Source organism: Nissabacter sp. SGAir0207 (assembly GCF_005491205.1).
Classification (GTDB): Bacteria; Pseudomonadota; Gammaproteobacteria; order Enterobacterales; family Enterobacteriaceae; genus Chimaeribacter.
The window spans coordinates 2,795,133-2,812,785 of record NZ_CP028035.1; the positions used below are offsets into that span (position 1 = coordinate 2,795,133).

The 17,653-nt window shown below is 56.7% G+C and carries 17 protein-coding genes and 1 tRNA gene; 12 read left to right on the forward strand and 6 right to left on the reverse strand.

The genetic code is table 11. The features are described from left to right. Nucleotides 1-32: 32 nt before the first annotated feature. Genes C1N62_RS12420 through rspA form a run of 3 tightly spaced genes read right to left on the reverse strand, consistent with a single transcriptional unit; the run spans nucleotide 33 to nucleotide 3,619 of the window. Nucleotides 33-1,316 (reverse strand): MFS transporter, encoded by a 1,284-nt coding sequence (locus C1N62_RS12420; protein WP_137763930.1) that lies wholly within the window; start codon nucleotides 1,314-1,316, stop codon nucleotides 33-35. A 54-nt stretch (nucleotides 1,317-1,370) separates the two neighbouring features. Continuing rightward, nucleotides 1,371-2,390, reverse strand: coding sequence for a Zn-dependent oxidoreductase (locus C1N62_RS12425; RefSeq protein WP_137763931.1), 1,020 nt, complete (start codon nucleotides 2,388-2,390; stop codon nucleotides 1,371-1,373). A 14-nt stretch (nucleotides 2,391-2,404) separates the two neighbouring features. Next, the gene (gene rspA / locus C1N62_RS12430) at nucleotides 2,405-3,619 is read right to left on the reverse strand and encodes a starvation-sensing protein RspA (RefSeq protein WP_137763932.1); all 1,215 of its coding nucleotides are present in this window, start codon (nucleotides 3,617-3,619) and stop codon (nucleotides 2,405-2,407) included. Nucleotides 3,620-3,992: 373 nt separating this feature from the next. Here rspA and C1N62_RS12435 point away from each other — a divergent pair, with 373 nt between their 5' ends. The 6 genes from C1N62_RS12435 (at nucleotide 3,993) to C1N62_RS12460 (ending at nucleotide 10,599) form a co-directional block, all read left to right on the forward strand. Continuing rightward, a complete protein-coding gene (locus C1N62_RS12435; RefSeq protein ID WP_137763933.1) occupies nucleotides 3,993-4,718 on the forward strand; it encodes a phosphatase PAP2 family protein in 726 nt (241 codons plus the stop codon). Further along, nucleotides 4,708-5,649, forward strand: a complete 942-nt coding sequence (locus C1N62_RS12440) for a hypothetical protein (protein WP_137763934.1) — start codon at nucleotides 4,708-4,710, stop codon at nucleotides 5,647-5,649. The genes C1N62_RS12435 and C1N62_RS12440 overlap by 11 nt, the downstream gene beginning before the upstream one ends. A 165-nt stretch (nucleotides 5,650-5,814) precedes the next feature. Continuing rightward, entirely contained in the window at nucleotides 5,815-6,579 is a 765-nt protein-coding gene (locus C1N62_RS12445; RefSeq protein WP_137763935.1) for an SDR family oxidoreductase, read from the forward strand. Nucleotides 6,580-6,627: 48 nt separating this feature from the next. Continuing rightward, the gene (locus tag C1N62_RS12450; protein WP_137763936.1) at nucleotides 6,628-7,824 is read left to right on the forward strand and encodes an MFS transporter; all 1,197 of its coding nucleotides are present in this window, start codon (nucleotides 6,628-6,630) and stop codon (nucleotides 7,822-7,824) included. A gap of 38 nt (nucleotides 7,825-7,862) precedes the next feature. After that, nucleotides 7,863-8,807 carry a GlxA family transcriptional regulator gene (locus tag C1N62_RS12455; RefSeq protein ID WP_137765004.1) on the forward strand — a complete coding sequence of 315 codons (945 nt, stop codon included), beginning with the start codon at nucleotides 7,863-7,865 and terminating at the stop codon, nucleotides 8,805-8,807. A 223-nt stretch (nucleotides 8,808-9,030) separates the two neighbouring features. Next, entirely contained in the window at nucleotides 9,031-10,599 is a 1,569-nt protein-coding gene (locus C1N62_RS12460; RefSeq protein ID WP_168195859.1) for a protein kinase, read from the forward strand. Nucleotides 10,600-10,845: 246 nt separating this feature from the next. On the opposite strand, the gene C1N62_RS12465 is transcribed toward C1N62_RS12460, so the two are convergent. After that, a tRNA-Arg gene (locus C1N62_RS12465) sits at nucleotides 10,846-10,922 on the reverse strand. Nucleotides 10,923-11,172: 250 nt separating this feature from the next. Here C1N62_RS12465 and folD point away from each other — a divergent pair. Together folD and ybcJ are read left to right on the forward strand one after the other, a co-directional pair. Then, nucleotides 11,173-12,039 (forward strand): bifunctional methylenetetrahydrofolate dehydrogenase/methenyltetrahydrofolate cyclohydrolase FolD, encoded by an 867-nt coding sequence (gene folD, locus C1N62_RS12470; RefSeq protein ID WP_137763938.1) that lies wholly within the window; start codon nucleotides 11,173-11,175, stop codon nucleotides 12,037-12,039. A 70-nt stretch (nucleotides 12,040-12,109) separates the two neighbouring features. Beyond that, on the forward strand, nucleotides 12,110-12,322 hold the full coding sequence (gene ybcJ, locus C1N62_RS12475; RefSeq protein WP_137763939.1) for a ribosome-associated protein YbcJ: 213 nt from the start codon (nucleotides 12,110-12,112) through the stop codon (nucleotides 12,320-12,322). Nucleotides 12,323-12,397: 75 nt separating this feature from the next. Here the strand turns inward: ybcJ and cysS are convergent, their stop codons facing one another. After that, the gene (cysS, locus tag C1N62_RS12480) at nucleotides 12,398-13,786 is read right to left on the reverse strand and encodes a cysteine--tRNA ligase (RefSeq protein WP_137763940.1); all 1,389 of its coding nucleotides are present in this window, start codon (nucleotides 13,784-13,786) and stop codon (nucleotides 12,398-12,400) included. A 255-nt stretch (nucleotides 13,787-14,041) separates the two neighbouring features. Between cysS and ppiB the strand changes: the two genes are divergently transcribed. Both ppiB and lpxH read left to right on the forward strand, forming a co-directional pair. Then, complete coding sequence (gene ppiB, locus C1N62_RS12485; protein ID WP_137763941.1) at nucleotides 14,042-14,536, forward strand: peptidylprolyl isomerase B; 495 nt, start codon at nucleotides 14,042-14,044, stop codon at nucleotides 14,534-14,536. Nucleotides 14,537-14,551: 15 nt separating this feature from the next. Continuing rightward, complete coding sequence (gene lpxH, locus C1N62_RS12490; RefSeq protein WP_137763942.1) at nucleotides 14,552-15,274, forward strand: UDP-2,3-diacylglucosamine diphosphatase; 723 nt, start codon at nucleotides 14,552-14,554, stop codon at nucleotides 15,272-15,274. 2 nt (nucleotides 15,275-15,276) lie between these two features. Here lpxH and C1N62_RS12495 read toward each other — a convergent pair whose 3' ends face one another. Next, on the reverse strand, nucleotides 15,277-15,888 hold the full coding sequence (locus C1N62_RS12495; protein WP_137763943.1) for a tRNA-(ms[2]io[6]A)-hydroxylase: 612 nt from the start codon (nucleotides 15,886-15,888) through the stop codon (nucleotides 15,277-15,279). 177 nt (nucleotides 15,889-16,065) lie between these two features. Here C1N62_RS12495 and purE point away from each other — a divergent pair, with 177 nt between their 5' ends. Then, nucleotides 16,066-16,575, forward strand: a complete 510-nt coding sequence (gene purE / locus C1N62_RS12500; protein ID WP_137763944.1) for a 5-(carboxyamino)imidazole ribonucleotide mutase — start codon at nucleotides 16,066-16,068, stop codon at nucleotides 16,573-16,575. Continuing rightward, nucleotides 16,572-17,636, forward strand: coding sequence for a 5-(carboxyamino)imidazole ribonucleotide synthase (purK, locus tag C1N62_RS12505; RefSeq protein WP_137763945.1), 1,065 nt, complete (start codon nucleotides 16,572-16,574; stop codon nucleotides 17,634-17,636). Before purE ends, purK begins: the two co-directional genes overlap by 4 nt. The last annotated feature ends 17 nt before the right edge of the window (nucleotides 17,637-17,653 follow it).

Here is a 17,653-nt window from a genome sequence, read left to right on the forward strand (position 1 = left end):
ATTGTACGACCCGACTCAGTGGCTGACCCGACTCAGTGGCTGGTGGCCGCTGGCGATACCGCACGCGGCGACCGCACCACCAGCAGCACCAGAATCGCGCCCAGCGCGGCAACACCGCCGGCCAGAATAAAGGCGCTGTCGAACTTGCCGGTGTTCTGCACGATAAAGCCGGTGACGATGGGGCCGACAATGCCTGAGACGCTGCCAATCAGGTGGATGAAGCCACTCGCGCCGCCGACACGGGATTTATGCACCACATCCTGAATGATCGCCCAGTAGATGGAGCCGGTGACATAGAGGAAGAAGATCGACACTGACATCAGCATCACCGCTGGCACCACCTGGCTGACGGTACCCGCCAGCGCCACGCAGGCCGCCGAGGCCAGCAGGCAGGTCACCAGCACGATTTTGCGTGACAGCAGCAGCCGGCCGGTCAGGCGGAAGATGGCGTCAGAGATGATGCCGCCCAGCGCCAGCCCGACGAACCCGACAATCCACGGGATCATAGTGGTGATACTCATCTCCTTGATGTTCAGGCCGTGCGCCTGCACCAGATAGGAGGGGAACCAGCTCAGGAAGAAGAACAGGATGTAGTTGTAGCTGAAGAAAGCGAAAGCAGTCACCAAAATGATCGGCTGCTTCAGGTAGTAGCCCAGCGAGTGGCCCGCCTGTGGCGCGGCTTCTTGCTCACCCTCCTCGGCCTTTTGCTGCGCGATCAGCGCGCGTTCGTTCTCCAGGGCGCGGCGGCTCTTCTCCGGCGAGTCCGCCACCAGGAAGAACCAGACCAGCATCCAGACAATGCCGATGGCGCAGATGATCATGAAAGCAGGCCGCCACCCGAAGGAGAGCGCCAGATAGCCAACAATTGGCCCGGCTACCGCGCCGCCCAGTGGCGAACCGGCGCTCAGCAGGCCCATCGCGGTCGCTGCCTGTTTACGCGGGAACCAGCCGTTGATCATCTTGTTGGCGGAGGCGCAGATTGGCCCCTCGGCCATGCCAAACAGCACCCGCAGGATCAGCATGGAGTAGAAGCCGGTTGCCAGCGCCGTCATACCGCAGAAGATTGACCACAGGCCAACCGCCACGCCCAGCACCAGCATTGGGCCAAACTTGTCCACCGCCAATCCGCCGACGAAGTTGAACAGCGCATAACCAAAGAAGAAGCTGCCGAAGATCAGGCCAAACTGCTCGGCGTTGAGCGTCAAGTCCTGCTCAATCATCGGTAGGGTGATAGAGAGGGCCACACGGTCGAGGTAGTTGATCATGTATACCAGGAACAGCAGTAAGACGATGATCCAACGCAAGTTCTTAATCATAATGACTCCACGTCTTTCTCGTTATCAATGCCGGCAGGGTGGCGGCATGGGGCGCTACACGGAGATGCTGAGCAGCACCTTGCAGCAGGTTTTTTGGTCCTGTTCGAACAGTTGCAGCGCGTCCGTGACATGTTCCAGCGGGAAGCGGTGCGTGATTAGTTTCTCCGGCTGGATCTTGCCCTCCGCCATCCACGCGATGACCTGCGGGAAGCGGCCGCTGTTCAGGCGTGAGCTATAGATGGTCAGCTCCTTGCCGGTTATTGCCTGCTGGCTAAGGGTGCAGGGTTCTGGTGAGAAGCCCATGATGCCGATGCGCCCCGCCGGCGAAGCGAGCGTGGTCGCCTCCGGCAAAATGGCCGGGTGGCAGGCAGCATCGACAATCAGCGTCGGCCGCACGCCAGCCTGCTCCAATTCCGCTTTCAGGTCAGTGGTGAGGTTGTTGATCACCCAGTCAGCGCCGTTCTCCTGCGCCATCGCCAGCCGCTCCGGAATGCGATCCACCACGATAATCTGCGCGACCCCAAATACGCCACGCAGCACCTGAATCAGCGTCAGCCCCATTGGCCCGGCCCCGTAGATCAGCGCGATGTCACGCGCCGTCGGCTGGAGCTGGGCGCAGATGTTGGCGGCGATGGTGAACGGCTCAATCAGGGTGGCGTGCTGGTCAGGGATGGCCGCCGGCACTTCATAGGCGCAGCGATCCGGCACGCAGGCGTAGTCGCTGAACCCGCCGTCACGGTGGACACCAATCACCTGCAGGGAGGTGCAGACATTCGGGCGGCCAACCGAGCAGGGGTAGCAGTGGCCACAGCTGACCACCGGATCGACCGCTACCCGTGCGCCAAGGCGCGACGCCTCCACGCCCTCGCCCACCGCGTCAATCAGGCCAAAGAACTCATGGCCGATCACTCGGGGGTATTTGGCGAACGGATTGTGGCCCCGGAAAATGTGCACGTCCGAGCCACAGATACCGGCGCTCATCACCCGCACCCGCACCTCGCCCGACTGCGGTTGCGGCAGTGGGCGCTCCTCAATCACCAGCCGCTCCGGCTGTTGGATCACGACACTTTTCATGCTGATGCTCTCCGTTACCAGTTCCACAGGGTGCCATCTTCCAGACGCGCCACCGGCAGGCAGGCTGGCTCATAGGGATATTTCGCCGCGAGGCGTTCGTCAAACTCAATGCCGATGCCCGGCTTGTCGCCTGGGTGCATGTAGCCACGGTCAAAGGTCCAGTTGTGCGGGAAGACCTCTAGCATCTGCTCGGAGTAGCCCATGTACTCCTGCACGCCGAAGTTTGGCACCCAGAGATCAAAGTGCAGCGCCGCCGCCATGCAGACTGGCGAGAGGTCAGACGGCCCGTGCGAGCCGGTGCGCACCTGATAGAGCGATGCGAAATCAGCGATGCGGCGCATCCCGGTGATGCCGCCAGCGTGGGTCAGCGTGGTGCGGATGTAGTCGATCAGTTGCTCCTCAATCAACTGCTTGCAGTCCCAGATGCTGTTGAACACCTCACCAACGGCAATCGGCGTGACGGTGTGCTGGCGGATCAGGCGGAAACACTCCTGATTCTCCGCAGGCGTCGGATCTTCCATCCAGAACAGCCGGTGCTCCTCCACGCTCTTGCCGAACCGCGCCGCCTCAATCGGCGTCAGGCGGTGGTGCATGTCATGCAGCAGGTGCTCATTGAAACCGAATTTGCTGCGCACCGCCTCAAACAGCCGAGGGGTGAAGTCGAGGTACTTCTCGGTTGACCAGAGCTGCTCCTCCGGCCAGACGCCCTTGGTGGCCGGCTCGTAGGCCAGCCCCTTGCCCTTCGCCATGCCGTAGGTGGTTTTCATGCCCGGCACGCCGCACTGTACGCGGATCGCCTTGAAGCCCAGCTCCTTGTGTTTGGCGTAGTCATCCAGCACCTCATCAATGCTGTGGCCGGTGGTGTGGCAGTAGACCATCACCCCCTCGCGCGACGCCCCGCCCAGCAACTGGTAGAGCGGCATATTGGCGGCCTTGGCCTTGATGTCCCACAGCGCCATGTCCACGGCGGAGATAGCCGACATGGTCACTGGCCCACGCCGCCAGTAGGCCCCTTTGTAGAAGAATTGCCAGATATCCTCAATGCGGTGCGCGTCACGGCCAATCAGTTGTGGGCAGAGGTGATCCTGCAAGTAGGAGGTCACTGACAGTTCGCGCCCGTTCAGCGTGGCATCTCCCAGCCCGGTCAACCCCTGATCGGTGGTGATTTTCAGCGTTACAAAATTCCGCCCCGGGCAGGTTACAAACACTTCAGCCTTCACAATCTTCATAGGTCGATCCTTATCAGCCAGCTCAACGGTGAGCACCACAACGAGTGGATGACTCTAGATCTGCATCAACTACCATACAAGTATGAAAAGCGAAAAGTGGATGGGGGATCACGGAATTGATGGAAAGCGGGTGAGCTCTAATGTTTTGGTGTTACATAAGGCAGGTACACGGACATGAGCCTCTAGATTTCATTAAGTCGCACCCATTAATTATCAATAATAGGCAGAAATCATGATGAGACTATAATTGCTGTTAATTAATCAGAGGAAATATATATCATCATCCTATTATCCATTAAAATAACCTGGTTTTATTTTAGTCAACTCAGTATAATGTTTGGCAGGATAAGTCTATTGATAGATAGGGAATAAGATGAATAAAGACATGTATACCAGGAACGTAATAGCATTGACTTTTATCACTCTCTCTTTTGGTTGTCTCGCACAAGATCATCCAGGTTATTTGAATTTTGATACCGCTCCGGATGGACTTGCCCTTCTGCCCCCACCCCCTGCAGAAGGAAGCCTCGCTTTCTCATTGGATAAAGAAAACTATATTACTGCCCACAAGGTATTAAAAACGCCGCGTGGCCCTCAGGCAGTGGCTGATGCAGATATGTCCGTGGAGAATATTTTGCACACGTTCTCCCCCTCTTATGGGCAAACTCTCTCAGTAAAAACCACCCCATATACTGTGAAAATTATTGATGCCTTACGTTTCGATGCTGGCCTCAGTTCAACCCAATCGACAAAAGTGAAATACCAAAGAGTCAGGCCCTTTGACTATTATCATGTTCAGTCATGTACGCCTGATCTGGATAATGAACTGAAAAAAAATGGTTCTTATCCCTCCGGCCATGCTGCAGCAGGCTGGGCAATTGCGCTGGTGCTCTCAGAAATCAAGCCTGGAAGGCAACCTGCTTTGTTGGCACAAGGATATGAGTATGGCCAGAGCCGGGTAATATGCGGCGTTCATTGGCAGTCAGACGTCGATGCAGCAAGACTCCTCGCCTCTGCCATGATTGCGAAACTCCATGCAGACCCACTCTTTATTAGCGATTTGGAGCAGGCGAAAAAAGAGGCCAAAGATGAAAAGTAAATGGGTCAAAGGCCTTTTCCTACTATTAATATTATGTGCAGCCTCGCTGTTTATCTTTAGAAAGCCGGCCAAAGAGGTAGTCTATCAACAGGAGCTTGGTCAACTTTGCTGGCCCACACAATTCTCCAGTGAAAATGATCAGCTCATTATCTCTGATTATAAGAATGACCGCATTCTCTATAAAAATGGTTCCCAAGAGTGGCAGCGCTCCCCAATATCTTTGAAAGGAGCACACAGCATTCGCTACATAAAGGGATGGGGTTATTTAATTGATGACTCAGAGGGCGATCGGCTAATAAAAGTTAAAAGCCTAAGCGATCCCCAGCCGCAATACCTGGATAATATCGCGGGCAAGGGGTTACAGCGTCCGCATGATATTTTGGATGGGGGTGATGGCTTTGCTTATATTGTCGATGCCCACCATCTGTTCCGCATCCGGGATTTCAGTGGGCAGGGCGAAATATTGAATTTCGGCAACCACCCGATGGGCTATGTCCGGGCGCTCGCGCTGCTGGATGGCAAAGTGCATGTCATCAGTGCCTCACGCGGCGAGATAATCCGGGTTGATGATTTTTCCAAGGGCCAGATTACGGTGTTTTCTACCGTTGCCCATAAAGCCGATGCAGATGCCGGTGCCTATGGCAAGACCGGCCCAATCCTCAATGGCGTGACCCAATTGAAGGGTTACTACTACGCCTCCAGCTACTTTACGCCCAGTTACGCCCCCGGTTATGACACAGACACCCATCGGCTGATCCGCTGGCGTACCTGGCAGGATTACCAGCAAGGAAAGGTGGAGGATGTCAGCGATGCCCTGCCCCGTGGGCAGGTGCCCTACTTCCTGTCCCATGACAGCCAGCGCCTGATGATGACCAGCTATAACCACGAAAAACCCTGCCAAGGGGATATTGCTTTCTATCTCTCACTCTGACGTCGGCGTCCAGTGGGTATGGCTCACGTACCCACTTCTCCCCTTTCTGCCATGATGTCCTAAATCACGACCCTGTACGTCATTCACGCCATTCTGATTCCGCATAAGATGAACTCACTGACCGAGATTAGTGACCCTTAACCTCAAGCGGAACGGAGAAACATCATGAAAATGACCGGAAACACCATCTTCATCACTGGCGGCGCATCGGGCATTGGGCGTGGATTGGCAGAAGCCTTCCACCGGCTGGGCAACCAGGTCATCATCTCTGGCCGCCGCACGGCGCTGTTGCAGAGCGTGACCGCCGCCAACCCCGGCATGGATTATATCGAACTGGACATCACTGACCCGGCGCAGGTGAAAGCGGCGGCCAACACCCTGATTGGCCGTTACCCAACGCTGAACGTGGTGATCAATAACGCTGGCATCATGCCGTTTGATAATCCCGCCAGCGGTGAACTGGATGACGAGCAGGCCGTTACGCTGCTGAACACCAACCTGCTGGGAACCGTGCGCACCAGCGCCGCCTTTATTGAGCACCTGAAACAGCAGCCGGATGCAGTGCTGATCAACAACAGTTCGATTCTGGCCTTCCTGCCGCTGGCGACCAACGCGCTCTACTCCGCCACCAAGGCCGCCATCCACTCCTATACCCTGTCACAGCGCTTCTTGCTGCGTAAAAGTGGCGTACAAGTGATTGAGATTGCGCCACCGTGGGTCGATACCGACCTGATCTATAAGAGTGGCGATGCACGCGCCATGCCGCTGGAGGCGTTTATTCAGGAGACGATGCAAAAACTGGCGGAGGATGGCCCGGAAGCGATTGTTGACCGCGTGCTGCCGGTTCGCGACAACCCCGGTGCCAATGAGCACCAGATGGTCGAGCACTTCAACCAGTCAGTGCTGGACAACCCGATCCCGGTGCAGTGATGCCGGCTGCGGGGCCACGGCCCCGCTTCCCCTGCTGGAGAGACATCCATGAGCCACCCTATTCCTGTCCCTCAGCGCCGCGCCTTGCAGGCGTTGAGCGCGGCCTATTTTGTTCAGGCCACCGGCGCGCTGGCCATCGCGGGCAGCCTGGAGCCGATCGCCCACCAGTGGGCATTGAGTGAGTCACAGAGCGCTTTTCTGCTGGCACTGTTCGGCCTGACCTTCGCGCTCGCGGCCCCGCTGTCACAGGTGCTGTTCGGCCATCTGCCGCGGCGGCGCCAGGTGCTGGCTGGCGTGACAGTGTTCGGCCTTGGTGCGTTTTTATTTGCCTTCGCGCCCGGCTACCCGGTGCTGGTCACCGCGCGGATCATCATGGGGCTGGGTGCCTCGATGATGGGGCCGATGCTGGTTGCCCTTGGCTCCGAGCTGGTGGCGCAAAAAGATCGCGGCAGCGCGATTGCGATGGTGCTGCTGGGGCTGTCGGTCGCCAGCATGGCGGGCATTCCGCTGGCCGCCTGGGTCGCCAGCCTGTGGGGAGCCAAGGTGCTGTTTATCGCCGTTGGGGTCGCCAGTTTGCTGACGGTGCTGATGATCCTGCTGACCGTGCCGGGGCAACATGCTGGCGAGCGGGTGCCGCTGCGCGCCGTCAGCCAGATGATGACGGATGCCCGCTCCCTCAGCGTTTTTATGGTGGTGTTCTTCATCTCCGCCGGGGTGTTCGCGACCTACGCCTTCATCTCCCCGCTGGTGCGCACCCGTTATCATGGTGACGCAGAGGCCGTCACGGTGGCGCTTTTCATCCTTGGCGTGGCCGGCATTGTCGGAAATCTGTTTGTCGCCCGCGCCGCCCGCAGGTACAGTGCTGAAAGGCTGCTGACGGCCGGCATCATCCTGCTGATGGCCGTGGTGGCGTTGCTGCTGGTGATGCCCGCCCGCCTGCCCCTGCTCTATCTGGCGCTGGTGCTATGGGCCTTTGCCACCGACATTCTTTGGCCGAGCCAGCAACGGCGGGTGGTGGAGCTGGCCCCGCAGCAACGCGGCCTTGCACTGGCGCTGACCAGTGCCTTTATGTTCTGCGGCATCGGCGCTGGCTCGGCGGTGGCCGCCTGGATCTACCCGCTGGCAGGGGTCAGCGGCATCCTGTTTAGCTCGGCTCTCCTGCTGGGGCTGGCGCTGCTGACGCTCTGGCTCTCTGAGCGCGTCCGGGCGCGGCAGGCAACCAGCCTGAAGGTGCAGGCATCATGATGAACAGTGGCGGCAACTGGCCGCGAACGGAGGGAGATGTGCATAGAATTGGGGTATTGCTGACGGATAATTTCCAGTTGCTGGCGCTCTCCACCATGTCGGTGTTTGAGTTCGCCAATCTGGTACTTGGTGAGCCGTTCTACCAGCTAAGCATCTACTCCGATCAGGGCGGCGAGGTGCGCTCCTCCACCGGCGTGACGCTCCAGACCCAGCCCCTTGACGCCACCGCCAGCGCCGACACCTGGATGGTCGCAGGAGTGCTCGACCCGCTGGCCGCGCCCGCCTCCGAGCAGACCACCCTGTTCCTGCGCGACGCCCCACGCCACGCCCGCCGGGTGGCCGGCATCTGCACCGGTGCCTTTGTGCTGGCGCAAGCCGGGCTGCTGGATGGCAAACGCGCCACCACCCACTGGGCACATGCCAAGAGCCTGCAACAGCGCTACCCCACCATTCAGGTGCAGGACGATCGCATTTTCATTATCGATGAGCATATCTGGACCTCCGCTGGCATGACCGCCGGGCTGGATATGGCGCTGGGAATTGTGGAGAAGGATTTCGGCGCGGAGATCGCGCGCAACGTCGCCCACCGGCTGGTGATGAACCAGCGCCGCTCCGGCGGCCAGACCCAACACTCCGAGATGCTGGCACTGGCACCGCGCTCCGACCGCTTGCAGAACGCGCTGGAGTTCGCGCGCAACAACCTCAGCAAGCCCCTGACGGTGGAAGATCTGGCCGACGCCGTTCACCTCAGCGCCCGCCAGCTTAGCCGCCTTTTCCGCGCCGAGACCGGTAAATCTCCGGCAAAAGCCATTGAGAGCCTGCGCCTCGAAGCCGCCCGGCTAATGATCGAACAGAGCCGCCTGTCGCTGGACACCATCGCCCGCGAAGCCGGATTCCGCGACCGCCGCCACATGCGCGAAGTGTTCGTCCGCGGCTACGGCATCCCACCTCAGTCTTTACGAGCGGGCAAGGCGATGGAGTAAAAGATTTAGTAGAGGGCGGTTGGTGATAAATATCAAATAAATTAAAAGTGAGACATTACAATGGCATATGCTATATGCTATATGCTATATGCTATATGCTATATGCTATATGCTATATGCTATAAAATTATATCTTACAGCCTATTGTTTAAGATCCCTAACAGTATAATTTCATTGTTATTATGACCAATAAGAAAACACAAATGCTTACATGGAGAAGCTCATGAAATTAAGCGATGAAAATAAATTATTTTTAGAGATAAATTTATTCAAAGGTAGAATTATTGATAGGCATACTGGTCGAGGCGGTTTAATATATAAGGTCGAAAGGGATTGCAACCCAAGATTCTTAGCTTATAAAACAGTCAAGGAATTTGAGAGTGAAAACTATTCTTGTATTACGACCGAATCCATTAAAAACATAGAAAGAGAAGTAGGGAATTGGTTTAAATACTCTAATCATCCTTTATTGATAAAACCTTTTGATGTGAATATTGTTAATGGATTCCCCATGGTTTCCATGCCGTATTGTAACGGGGACATTAGTCACTTTATTCAATCGAGACTTAGTCTTATAGGTGTAATTTGCTTTTCGATACAGATAATTAAAGGACTAATTGAGGCAAAAAAAGCAGGCTTGATATATCACCAAGATATAAAGCCTGAAAATATACTTTATGTCGACCTTAGTGATAAGTTTAGAAATTTTCCAGGAGAAGGGGTTGACCCTTCATTGAAATATTCGATTAGGATTGCTGATTTTGGTGTTGCAAATGCATATTTCGATAATCACCTCGGTGGTACTAATGTATACAAGTCACCTGAACAACATGATGAAAAGACATTCAAAGGTCAATTTGAACCAGATGTTTTTGCTGTCGGCTTGATAATTGCAGAACTTTTTCAAGGATATCATCCTGCTACGACAAGTGAAAACGTAAACATTAAGAAATGGAAAGGTTCAAAGCTGAAAAAATGGGCTTTTTCTGGGAAAAGAAATTACCAGTATCCGAAGAATGAAGTTGAGGAAAAATTAATGAATTTGATTGATAAAATGTTGATTCCTAATCCTGAGCTGAGGCCTAACCTTAAAAGCTGTTATGATAACTTATTTGAAATATTAAAAAATGAGGCCCCTAAAAGTGCGCTTCTTTTAAATTGCATTATCGAACATTATGATAGCATTAGCACAGTAAATTTCGATGAAGATCATTTTTTTAATTTAATTAAACTTTCAAAATTAGATTCTCAACTTGATTCTATATTAGAAGCAATCTCCCTGATGTTGTTGTCTCTAATAAGCTCTGGGGCTTACACTCCCGACTCAATTATAAAAATCTACCGTCATGCAAAAGCATTATATAATATTTGTAATACCCATAAACTCGAAGATTATAACACTTTAATATCCTCTGCTTCTGAGATCGTAATTTATTATCTAATAAATAATCATCAAAATATAACATCAAGCTTACTTTACCCTACGATAGACAACAGAACATTAATTGGAAGCGATTTTGAGGCAAGAGCACAAGTATTTAACGAATCTCTAAACATATTATTAGAACTTAATTATTCTGTTCCAATACAATCTGCGATTGATAGTTCCACAGACAATACGATTAAAGCATTTGTTATTTTTAATGCCGCTCAAAAATTTAGAGTCGCAGGTAATTCTATTGAAGCCTATCAAAAACTCTGTGAGTTAAGGACTTTGATTCCAATAGATATAATTTTTGAAGAAGTTTTTCATACTTGGAAAGCGCAAGCTTGCATATTTCTAAAGAAATAAAAAATTCATGACAAAAAAATAAATAATTAATTCAATTAAAAAAACAGGCGCGCATTCTATTATTAACTTACATTGCTACATTATAAAATTATTTTTTACTATTTATTAATCAGCGATCTTATAATTTTTGATTGATTACAGCTAAAACTTTGTAAAAAGTGCAATTAGGAAATTCTAGATTCTTAAAAATTCCTTGTAACAATTTTTCTATAAAAGAGCAAAAAATTGCTAAACGTACAAAAGAGATGGCACGCCCTACAGGATTCGAACCTGTGACCTACGGCTTAGAAGGCCGTTGCTCTATCCAGCTGAGCTAAGGGCGCATGGTGATGCGGCTGCCACGGGGCAGTGGGCTGGAATTATACCCACCCTCCCCAACGAGTCAACGAAATCGCAGCGGAAAGCTGCCGGACGACGATTCCATGTACAACTCAAGGAGATAACGCCCGGCCGCCGGCGGCTTTTGGCGCGGGGTGCGCCAATTTATCTCCACGCAGCGCCTGACAGCGCGCCTGGCTTCTGACAGAATAGGCGCACTCCCCTGCATAATGACTTTTGATGGATTTCCCACTGATGGCAGCAACAATTATTGACGGTAAAACGATTGCGCAGCAGGTTCGAAGCGAAGTAGCGGCGCGTGTGCAACAACGTCTGGCTGAGGGCAAACGTGCGCCCGGCCTGGCGGTTATCCTGGTTGGCGAGAACCCTGCCTCGCAGATCTATGTCGGCAGCAAACGCCGCGCCTGTGAGGAGGTGGGGTTCCTCTCCCGCTCCTACGACCTGCCGGCCAGCACCTCCGAGGCCGATCTGCTGGCGTTGATCGATAAGCTGAATAACGACACCGCCATCGACGGCATTTTGGTGCAACTGCCACTGCCCGCCGGCATCGATAACGTCAAGGTGCTGGAGCGCATCAGCCCGGACAAGGATGTGGATGGCTTCCATCCCTATAACGTCGGCCGCCTGTGCCAGCGTGCGCCGAAGCTGCGCCCCTGCACCCCGCGCGGTATCGTCACGCTGCTGGAGCGCTATGACATCGACACCTTCGGCCTGAATGCCGTGGTGGTGGGCGCGTCCAACATCGTTGGCCGCCCGATGAGCATGGAGCTGCTGCTGGCAGGCTGCACCACTACCGTCACCCACCGCTTCACCAAGAACCTGCGTCACCATGTCGAGAACGCCGATCTGCTGGTGGTGGCGGTTGGCAAGCCGAACTTCATCCCCGGCGACTGGATCAAACCGGGCGCCATCGTGATCGATGTCGGCATCAACCGGCTGGAGAGCGGCAAGGTGGTCGGCGACGTCGATTTTGATGCGGCAGCCGAGCGCGCGGCCTTCATTACCCCGGTGCCGGGCGGCGTTGGGCCGATGACGGTAGCAACATTGATCCAAAATACCTTGCAGGCATGTGAGGAGTACCACGACAATAACGCCGGTTAACCCTTAGGTGCCGCCGCACGGCGGCACACTCATGCATGTATACGCGTCCGGCGCGTTAAGTCAGGAACAGATGGACATTTTTAATCTCGAAAAACACCCGCACGTTGAACTGTGCGATCTGCTGAAATTCCAGGGCTGGTGCGAAAGCGGTGCCGCGGCCAAGGCCGTGATCGCCGACGGGCTGGTGAAAGTAAACGGTAAAGTGGAAACGCGCAAGCGCTGCAAAATCGTGGTTGACCAACAGGTCGAGTTCGATGGCGCTACCGTGGTGGTGAAGCCGTAACTGGCCCCGCCCGTTGAGGCCAGCGGGCAATAAAAAAGGCGACGTCGATACGTCGCCTTTTTTTATGGTCGAACGTTACTTGCGGCGCCAGGTGGTGCCCTGCGGGCCATCCTCAAGGATGATGCCGAGCGCGGTCAGCTGGTCACGCGCGGAGTCAGCCAGCGCCCACTCCTTGGTGGCGCGCGCGTCGTTGCGCTGTTTGATCAGCGCCTCAATCTGCGCCACGTCGTCTTCATCCGCTGCCTGCGCCCCACCCTGCAGGAACTGCTCCGGCTCCTGCGACAGCAGGCCCAGCACGCCCGCCAGAGTACGCAGCTCGGCAGCCAGTCCGTTGGCGGCCGCCGGGTTCTCACCCTTCAGGCGGTTCACCTCACGCGCCATGTCAAACAGCACGGAGTAGGCCTCTGGCGTATTGAAGTCATCATCCATCGCCTCTTTGAAGCGGGCGACAAAGACTTCGCCGCCAGCCGCGGTGGCGCTGGCATCGGTGCCGCGCAGCGCGGTGTAGAGGCGCTCCAGCGAGGTGCGCGCCTGTTTCAGGTTGTCTTCGCTGTAGTTGAGCTGGCTGCGGTAGTGACCAGACATCAGGAAGTAGCGCACGGTCTCGGCGTCGTAGTAGCCCAGCACGTCACGCACGGTGAAGAAGTTGTTGAGGGACTTCGACATCTTCTCGCGATCGACCATCACCATGCCAGAGTGCATCCAGTAGTTCACATAGGGGCCGTCGTGGGCGCAGGTGGACTGGGCAATCTCATTCTCATGGTGCGGGAACATCAGGTCAGAGCCGCCGCCGTGGATGTCAAAGTGGTGGCCGAGCTGCTTGCAGTTCATCGCCGAGCACTCGATGTGCCAGCCGGGGCGGCCCTCGCCCCACGGTGAAGTCCAGCTCGGCTCGCCCGGCTTGGACATCTTCCACAGCACGAAGTCCATCGGGTTGCGCTTCACGTCAGCCACTTCGACGCGCGCGCCAGCCTGCAACTGATCCAGATCCTGGCGTGACAGCAAACCATACTGTGGGTCGCTGTCGACAGCGAACATCACATCGCCATTGGCGGCAACGTAGGCGTGGTCACGCGCCACCAGCTGCTCGACCAGCTCAATGATCTCAGCGATGTGGCGAGTGGCGCGCGGCTCCTCGTCTGGGCGCTGGATGTTCAGCGCATCAAAGTCGGCGTGCATCTCGGCGATCATGCGATCGGTCAGCGCATCGCTGCTCTCGCCGTTCTCATTGGCGCGTTTGATGATCTTGTCGTCAATGTCGGTGATATTGCGCACATACTTCAACTTGTAGCCGCTGTAGCGCAGGTAACGCGCCACCACGTCAAAGGCGGCGAAGGTGCGGCCGTGGCCAATGTGACACAGGTCGTAAACGGTAATCCCACACACGTACATGCCAACATGGCCGGCATGGATAGGCTTGAATTCCTCTTTTTGGCGACTCAGGGTGTTATATATCTTTAGCATCGGGTCATTCCGTGGTTTACATGTGTGGTTGGCAATAAAAAGGGGTAAAACGTCGAGATGGTTACCGCCGAAAGGCCTATTGAACCTTGAACGCCCGGTGTTTGCAACATCCCGCGCCCGGCCTCTGCATAAGCATATCAGCAAATTGGGCCACCGTGCCGGCTGCTGACTCCGCCCGCGGGTTTATGTTATAACAGCCCTCTATTGTGCCGCCGCCCGGCGGGGCACCTCTCCAATCAAGCAGGATGAATAATTATGGTTACTTTCCACACCAATCACGGTGACATCGTCATCAATACCTTCGCCGACAAAGCGCCGGCCACCGTTGAAAACTTCCTGAACTACTGCCGTAAAGGCTTCTACGACAACACCATCTTCCACCGTGTTATCAACGGTTTCATGATCCAGGGCGGTGGTTTTGAGCCGGGCATGAAGCAGAAAGCCACCGACGCACCGGTGAAAAACGAAGCCAACAACGGGCTGAAAAACACCCGTGGCACCCTGGCGATGGCGCGTACCAACGATCCGCACTCCGCGACTGCCCAGTTCTTCATCAACGTGGTGGACAACGACTTCCTGAACTTCCGCGCGGAAAACTCTCAGGGTTGGGGCTACTGCGTGTTTGCCGAAGTGGTTGAGGGCATGGACGTGGTTGACAAGATCAAGGGCGTCTCCACTGGTCGCAGCGGTATGCACCAGGACGTGCCGAAAGAAGATGTGGTGATCACCAGCGTGACCGTCGGCGAGTAAGGCCACCAAGACGGCATGACCACGCTTTTTATCGCTGATCTGCATCTCTGCGAACAGGAACCGGCAATCACTGCCGGTTTTCTGCGTTTTCTGGCCGGTGAAGCGCGCCGTGCGGACGCACTCTACATTTTGGGTGACCTGTTCGAGGCGTGGATTGGCGATGACGATCCGCAGCCGCTGCATACCCAGGTGGCGCAGGCGTTGCAGGCGCTCACGGCGCACGGGGTGCCCTGCTACTTTATCCACGGCAACCGGGATTTTCTGGTCGGTAAGCGCTTTGCCCGCGCCAGCGGCATGACGCTGCTGCCAGAGGAGCAGGTGCTGGACCTTTATGGCCGCCGGCTGCTGGTGATGCACGGCGATACGCTCTGCACCGACGACGAAGGCTACCAGCGCTTTCGCAAAAAGGTACGCAACCCACTGATTCAGCGCATCTTCCTCAGCCTGCCGTTACGTTGGCGGCTCAAGATTGCCAGCAAGATGCGCGCGGACAGCCAACAGGCCAACCAGAGCAAATCGATGGCGATCATGGACGTCAATCCGCAGGCGGTGGCCGCTGTGATGCAGCGCCATCAGGTGAACTGGCTGATCCACGGCCATACTCACCGCCCGGCCATCCATACGCTGGCCCTGCCGACGGGCGAGGCACACCGCGCGGTGCTGGGTGCCTGGCACCATGAGGGCTGGATGATCGCCGTGACGCCGCAGGGCGTGGATCTCTCCCGCTTCCCCTTCTGATTTTACGCTGGCACCCCACTGTGGAAGCGGAACTGCTCATCCGGCGAGAGGATCAGCTCTGCTTCAATCCTGCCCAGCTCCTCCACCCGATCGCTGATGTCCGTACCGGCATACTGTTGGGCGAGTGACAGATAGTCCTGATAGTGGCGCGCCTCTGAGCGCAGCAACGAGACGTAGAAGCGGCGTAGTTCATCATCAAGGTGCGGCGCGATGGCGGCGAAACGCTCGCAGGAGCGTGCCTCAATGTAGGCACCGATGATCAACCGATCCACCAGCAGCCCCAGCTCATCCTGATGGCGCACATGTTTCAGCAAGCCATTGGCATAGCGCGACGGCGACAGCATCACATAGGCCACATTGCGCCGCGTCATGATCTCCACCACCTGCTCGAAGTGGTGCAACTCCTCACGCGCCAGCCGGGCGGCGCAGATCAGCAGCTCGGTGCGATCCAAGTAGCGCGTCATCAAAGACATCGCCGAGGCGGCGGCCTTCTTTTCACAGTTGGCGTGGTCGATCAGCAGAATATCTTGCTGGGTGAGCGCCACGTCAATCCAGCGGGCCGGAGTGGCGCAGTGCAGGAACTCCTGAATCGGTGCCAGCAGGGACTCCATCATAATCGTTGTCCTATTAGGGTCATTTTGCGGCCATTATACAAATTACCCCCGATTTTCGCAGCCTGCCAGCGCTACGCAACCGTTTTCCTTGCCCGCAGGCCATGCTATGATTTGCGCCCTCTCCGCCAGAAACAACCGCTCTGGCGACGCTTGCATATTCACAGGAGCACTACAGGCATGTCATCCAACCTTTCCCCGGCAAAGATCGCCATCGTCATGGGGTCCAAGAGTGACTGGGCCACCATGCAGTTTGCCGCTGAAATCCTCACCACGCTGAATGTCGCCTTCCACGTTGAGGTGGTCTCTGCCCACCGCACCCCCGATAAGCTGTTCAGCTTTGCTGAGCAGGCGGCGGGCAATGGCATTGATGTGATCATTGCTGGCGCGGGCGGCGCGGCGCACCTGCCGGGAATGCTGGCAGCGAAGACGCTAGTGCCGGTGCTGGGCGTGCCGGTGCAGAGCGCGGCACTGAGTGGCGTGGACAGCCTGTACTCCATCGTGCAGATGCCGCGCGGCATCCCGGTTGGGACGCTGGCGATTGGCAAGGCGGGCGCGGCAAACGCGGCGCTGCTGGCGGCGCAGATTGTGGCGCTGCACGATGCCGAACTGGCCAGCCGTCTGGCGGCCTGGCGTCAGGCGCAGACGGACGAGGTGCTCAACCATCCCGATCCGCGGGAGGAGGCATGAAGCCGGTTTGCGTACTGGGCAACGGCCAGCTTGGCCGGATGCTGCGTCAGGCGGGCGAGCCGCTGGGGATCGCCGTCTACCCGGTTGGGCTGGATGCCGAGCCAGAGGCGGTGCCGTTCCAACAGAGCGTGATCACTGCTGAAATTGAGCGCTGGCCGGAGACCGCCCTCACCCGCCAGCTCGCCGATCACCCGGCGTTCGTCAACCGTGACATCTTCCCGCGGCTGGCTGACCGCCTGACGCAGAAGCAGCTGCTGGACCAACTTGGGCTGGCGACCGCGCCGTGGCAACTGCTGGCGGCCGCCGAGGAGTGGCCGCAGGTGTTCAGCACGCTGGGCGATCTGGCGATCGTCAAGCGCCGCGTCGGTGGCTATGATGGCCGCGGCCAGTGGCGCCTGCGTCCCGGCGAGGAGCCGAGCCTGCCTGCGGAGTGCTACGGCGAGTGCATCGTTGAGCAGGGCATCGCCTTCTCCGGCGAAGTCTCGCTGGTGGGCGCGCGTGGCCACGACGGCACCATGGTGTTCTACCCGCTAACCCACAACCTGCACGAAGAGGGCATCCTGCGCACCAGCGTCGCCCTGCCCGCGCCAGACGCCGCGCTGCAACAGCAAGCGGAGTCGATGCTGTCGGCGATCATGCAGGAGCTGGGCTACGTCGGCGTGATGGCGATGGAGTGCTTCGTGGTGGAACAGGGGCTGCTGATCAACGAATTGGCCCCGCGCGTCCACAACAGCGGCCACTGGACGCAGAATGGTGCCTCCATCAGCCAGTTCGAGCTGCACCTGCGCGCCATCCTTGGCCTGCCGCTGCCGCAGCCGGTGGTGAGCGCCCCCGCCGTGATGGTCAATCTGATCGGCACCGACGTTAATCTGGCGTGGCTTGGCCTGCCGCTGGTCAACCTGCACTGGTATGAGAAAGAGGTGCGGCCGGGCCGCAAGGTGGGCCACCTCAACCTCAGCGACCCGGATCGCGACGCCCTGCGCCAGACGCTGGCGGCGCTGGTGCCGCTGCTGCCGCCAGAGTACCAGAGCGGCATCAGCTGGGCGCAGGCCACCTTGTAGCCCATAAAAAACCCCAG

Excerpts from the sequence above, each read along its gene's own strand:
- ppiB (WP_137763941.1), top strand. The coding sequence starts at position 14,042 with ATGGTTACTTTCCACACCAATCACGGTGACATCGTCATCAATACCTTC.
- folD (WP_137763938.1), top strand. The coding sequence starts at position 11,173 with ATGGCAGCAACAATTATTGACGGTAAAACGATTGCGCAGCAGGTTCGA.
- purK (WP_137763945.1), top strand. The coding sequence starts at position 16,572 with ATGAAGCCGGTTTGCGTACTGGGCAACGGCCAGCTTGGCCGGATGCTG.
- C1N62_RS12425 (WP_137763931.1), bottom strand. The coding sequence starts at position 2,390 with ATGAAAAGTGTCGTGATCCAACAGCCGGAGCGGCTGGTGATTGAGGAG.
- rspA (WP_137763932.1), bottom strand. The coding sequence starts at position 3,619 with ATGAAGATTGTGAAGGCTGAAGTGTTTGTAACCTGCCCGGGGCGGAAT.
- lpxH (WP_137763942.1), top strand. The coding sequence starts at position 14,552 with ATGACCACGCTTTTTATCGCTGATCTGCATCTCTGCGAACAGGAACCG.
- C1N62_RS12435 (WP_137763933.1), top strand. The coding sequence starts at position 3,993 with ATGAATAAAGACATGTATACCAGGAACGTAATAGCATTGACTTTTATC.
- purE (WP_137763944.1), top strand. The coding sequence starts at position 16,066 with ATGTCATCCAACCTTTCCCCGGCAAAGATCGCCATCGTCATGGGGTCC.
- C1N62_RS12420 (WP_137763930.1), bottom strand. The coding sequence starts at position 1,316 with ATGATTAAGAACTTGCGTTGGATCATCGTCTTACTGCTGTTCCTGGTA.
- ybcJ (WP_137763939.1), top strand. The coding sequence starts at position 12,110 with ATGGACATTTTTAATCTCGAAAAACACCCGCACGTTGAACTGTGCGAT.
- C1N62_RS12445 (WP_137763935.1), top strand. The coding sequence starts at position 5,815 with ATGAAAATGACCGGAAACACCATCTTCATCACTGGCGGCGCATCGGGC.
- C1N62_RS12460 (WP_168195859.1), top strand. The coding sequence starts at position 9,031 with ATGAAATTAAGCGATGAAAATAAATTATTTTTAGAGATAAATTTATTC.
- C1N62_RS12450 (WP_137763936.1), top strand. The coding sequence starts at position 6,628 with ATGAGCCACCCTATTCCTGTCCCTCAGCGCCGCGCCTTGCAGGCGTTG.
- C1N62_RS12440 (WP_137763934.1), top strand. The coding sequence starts at position 4,708 with ATGAAAAGTAAATGGGTCAAAGGCCTTTTCCTACTATTAATATTATGT.
- C1N62_RS12495 (WP_137763943.1), bottom strand. The coding sequence starts at position 15,888 with ATGATGGAGTCCCTGCTGGCACCGATTCAGGAGTTCCTGCACTGCGCC.
- cysS (WP_137763940.1), bottom strand. The coding sequence starts at position 13,786 with ATGCTAAAGATATATAACACCCTGAGTCGCCAAAAAGAGGAATTCAAG.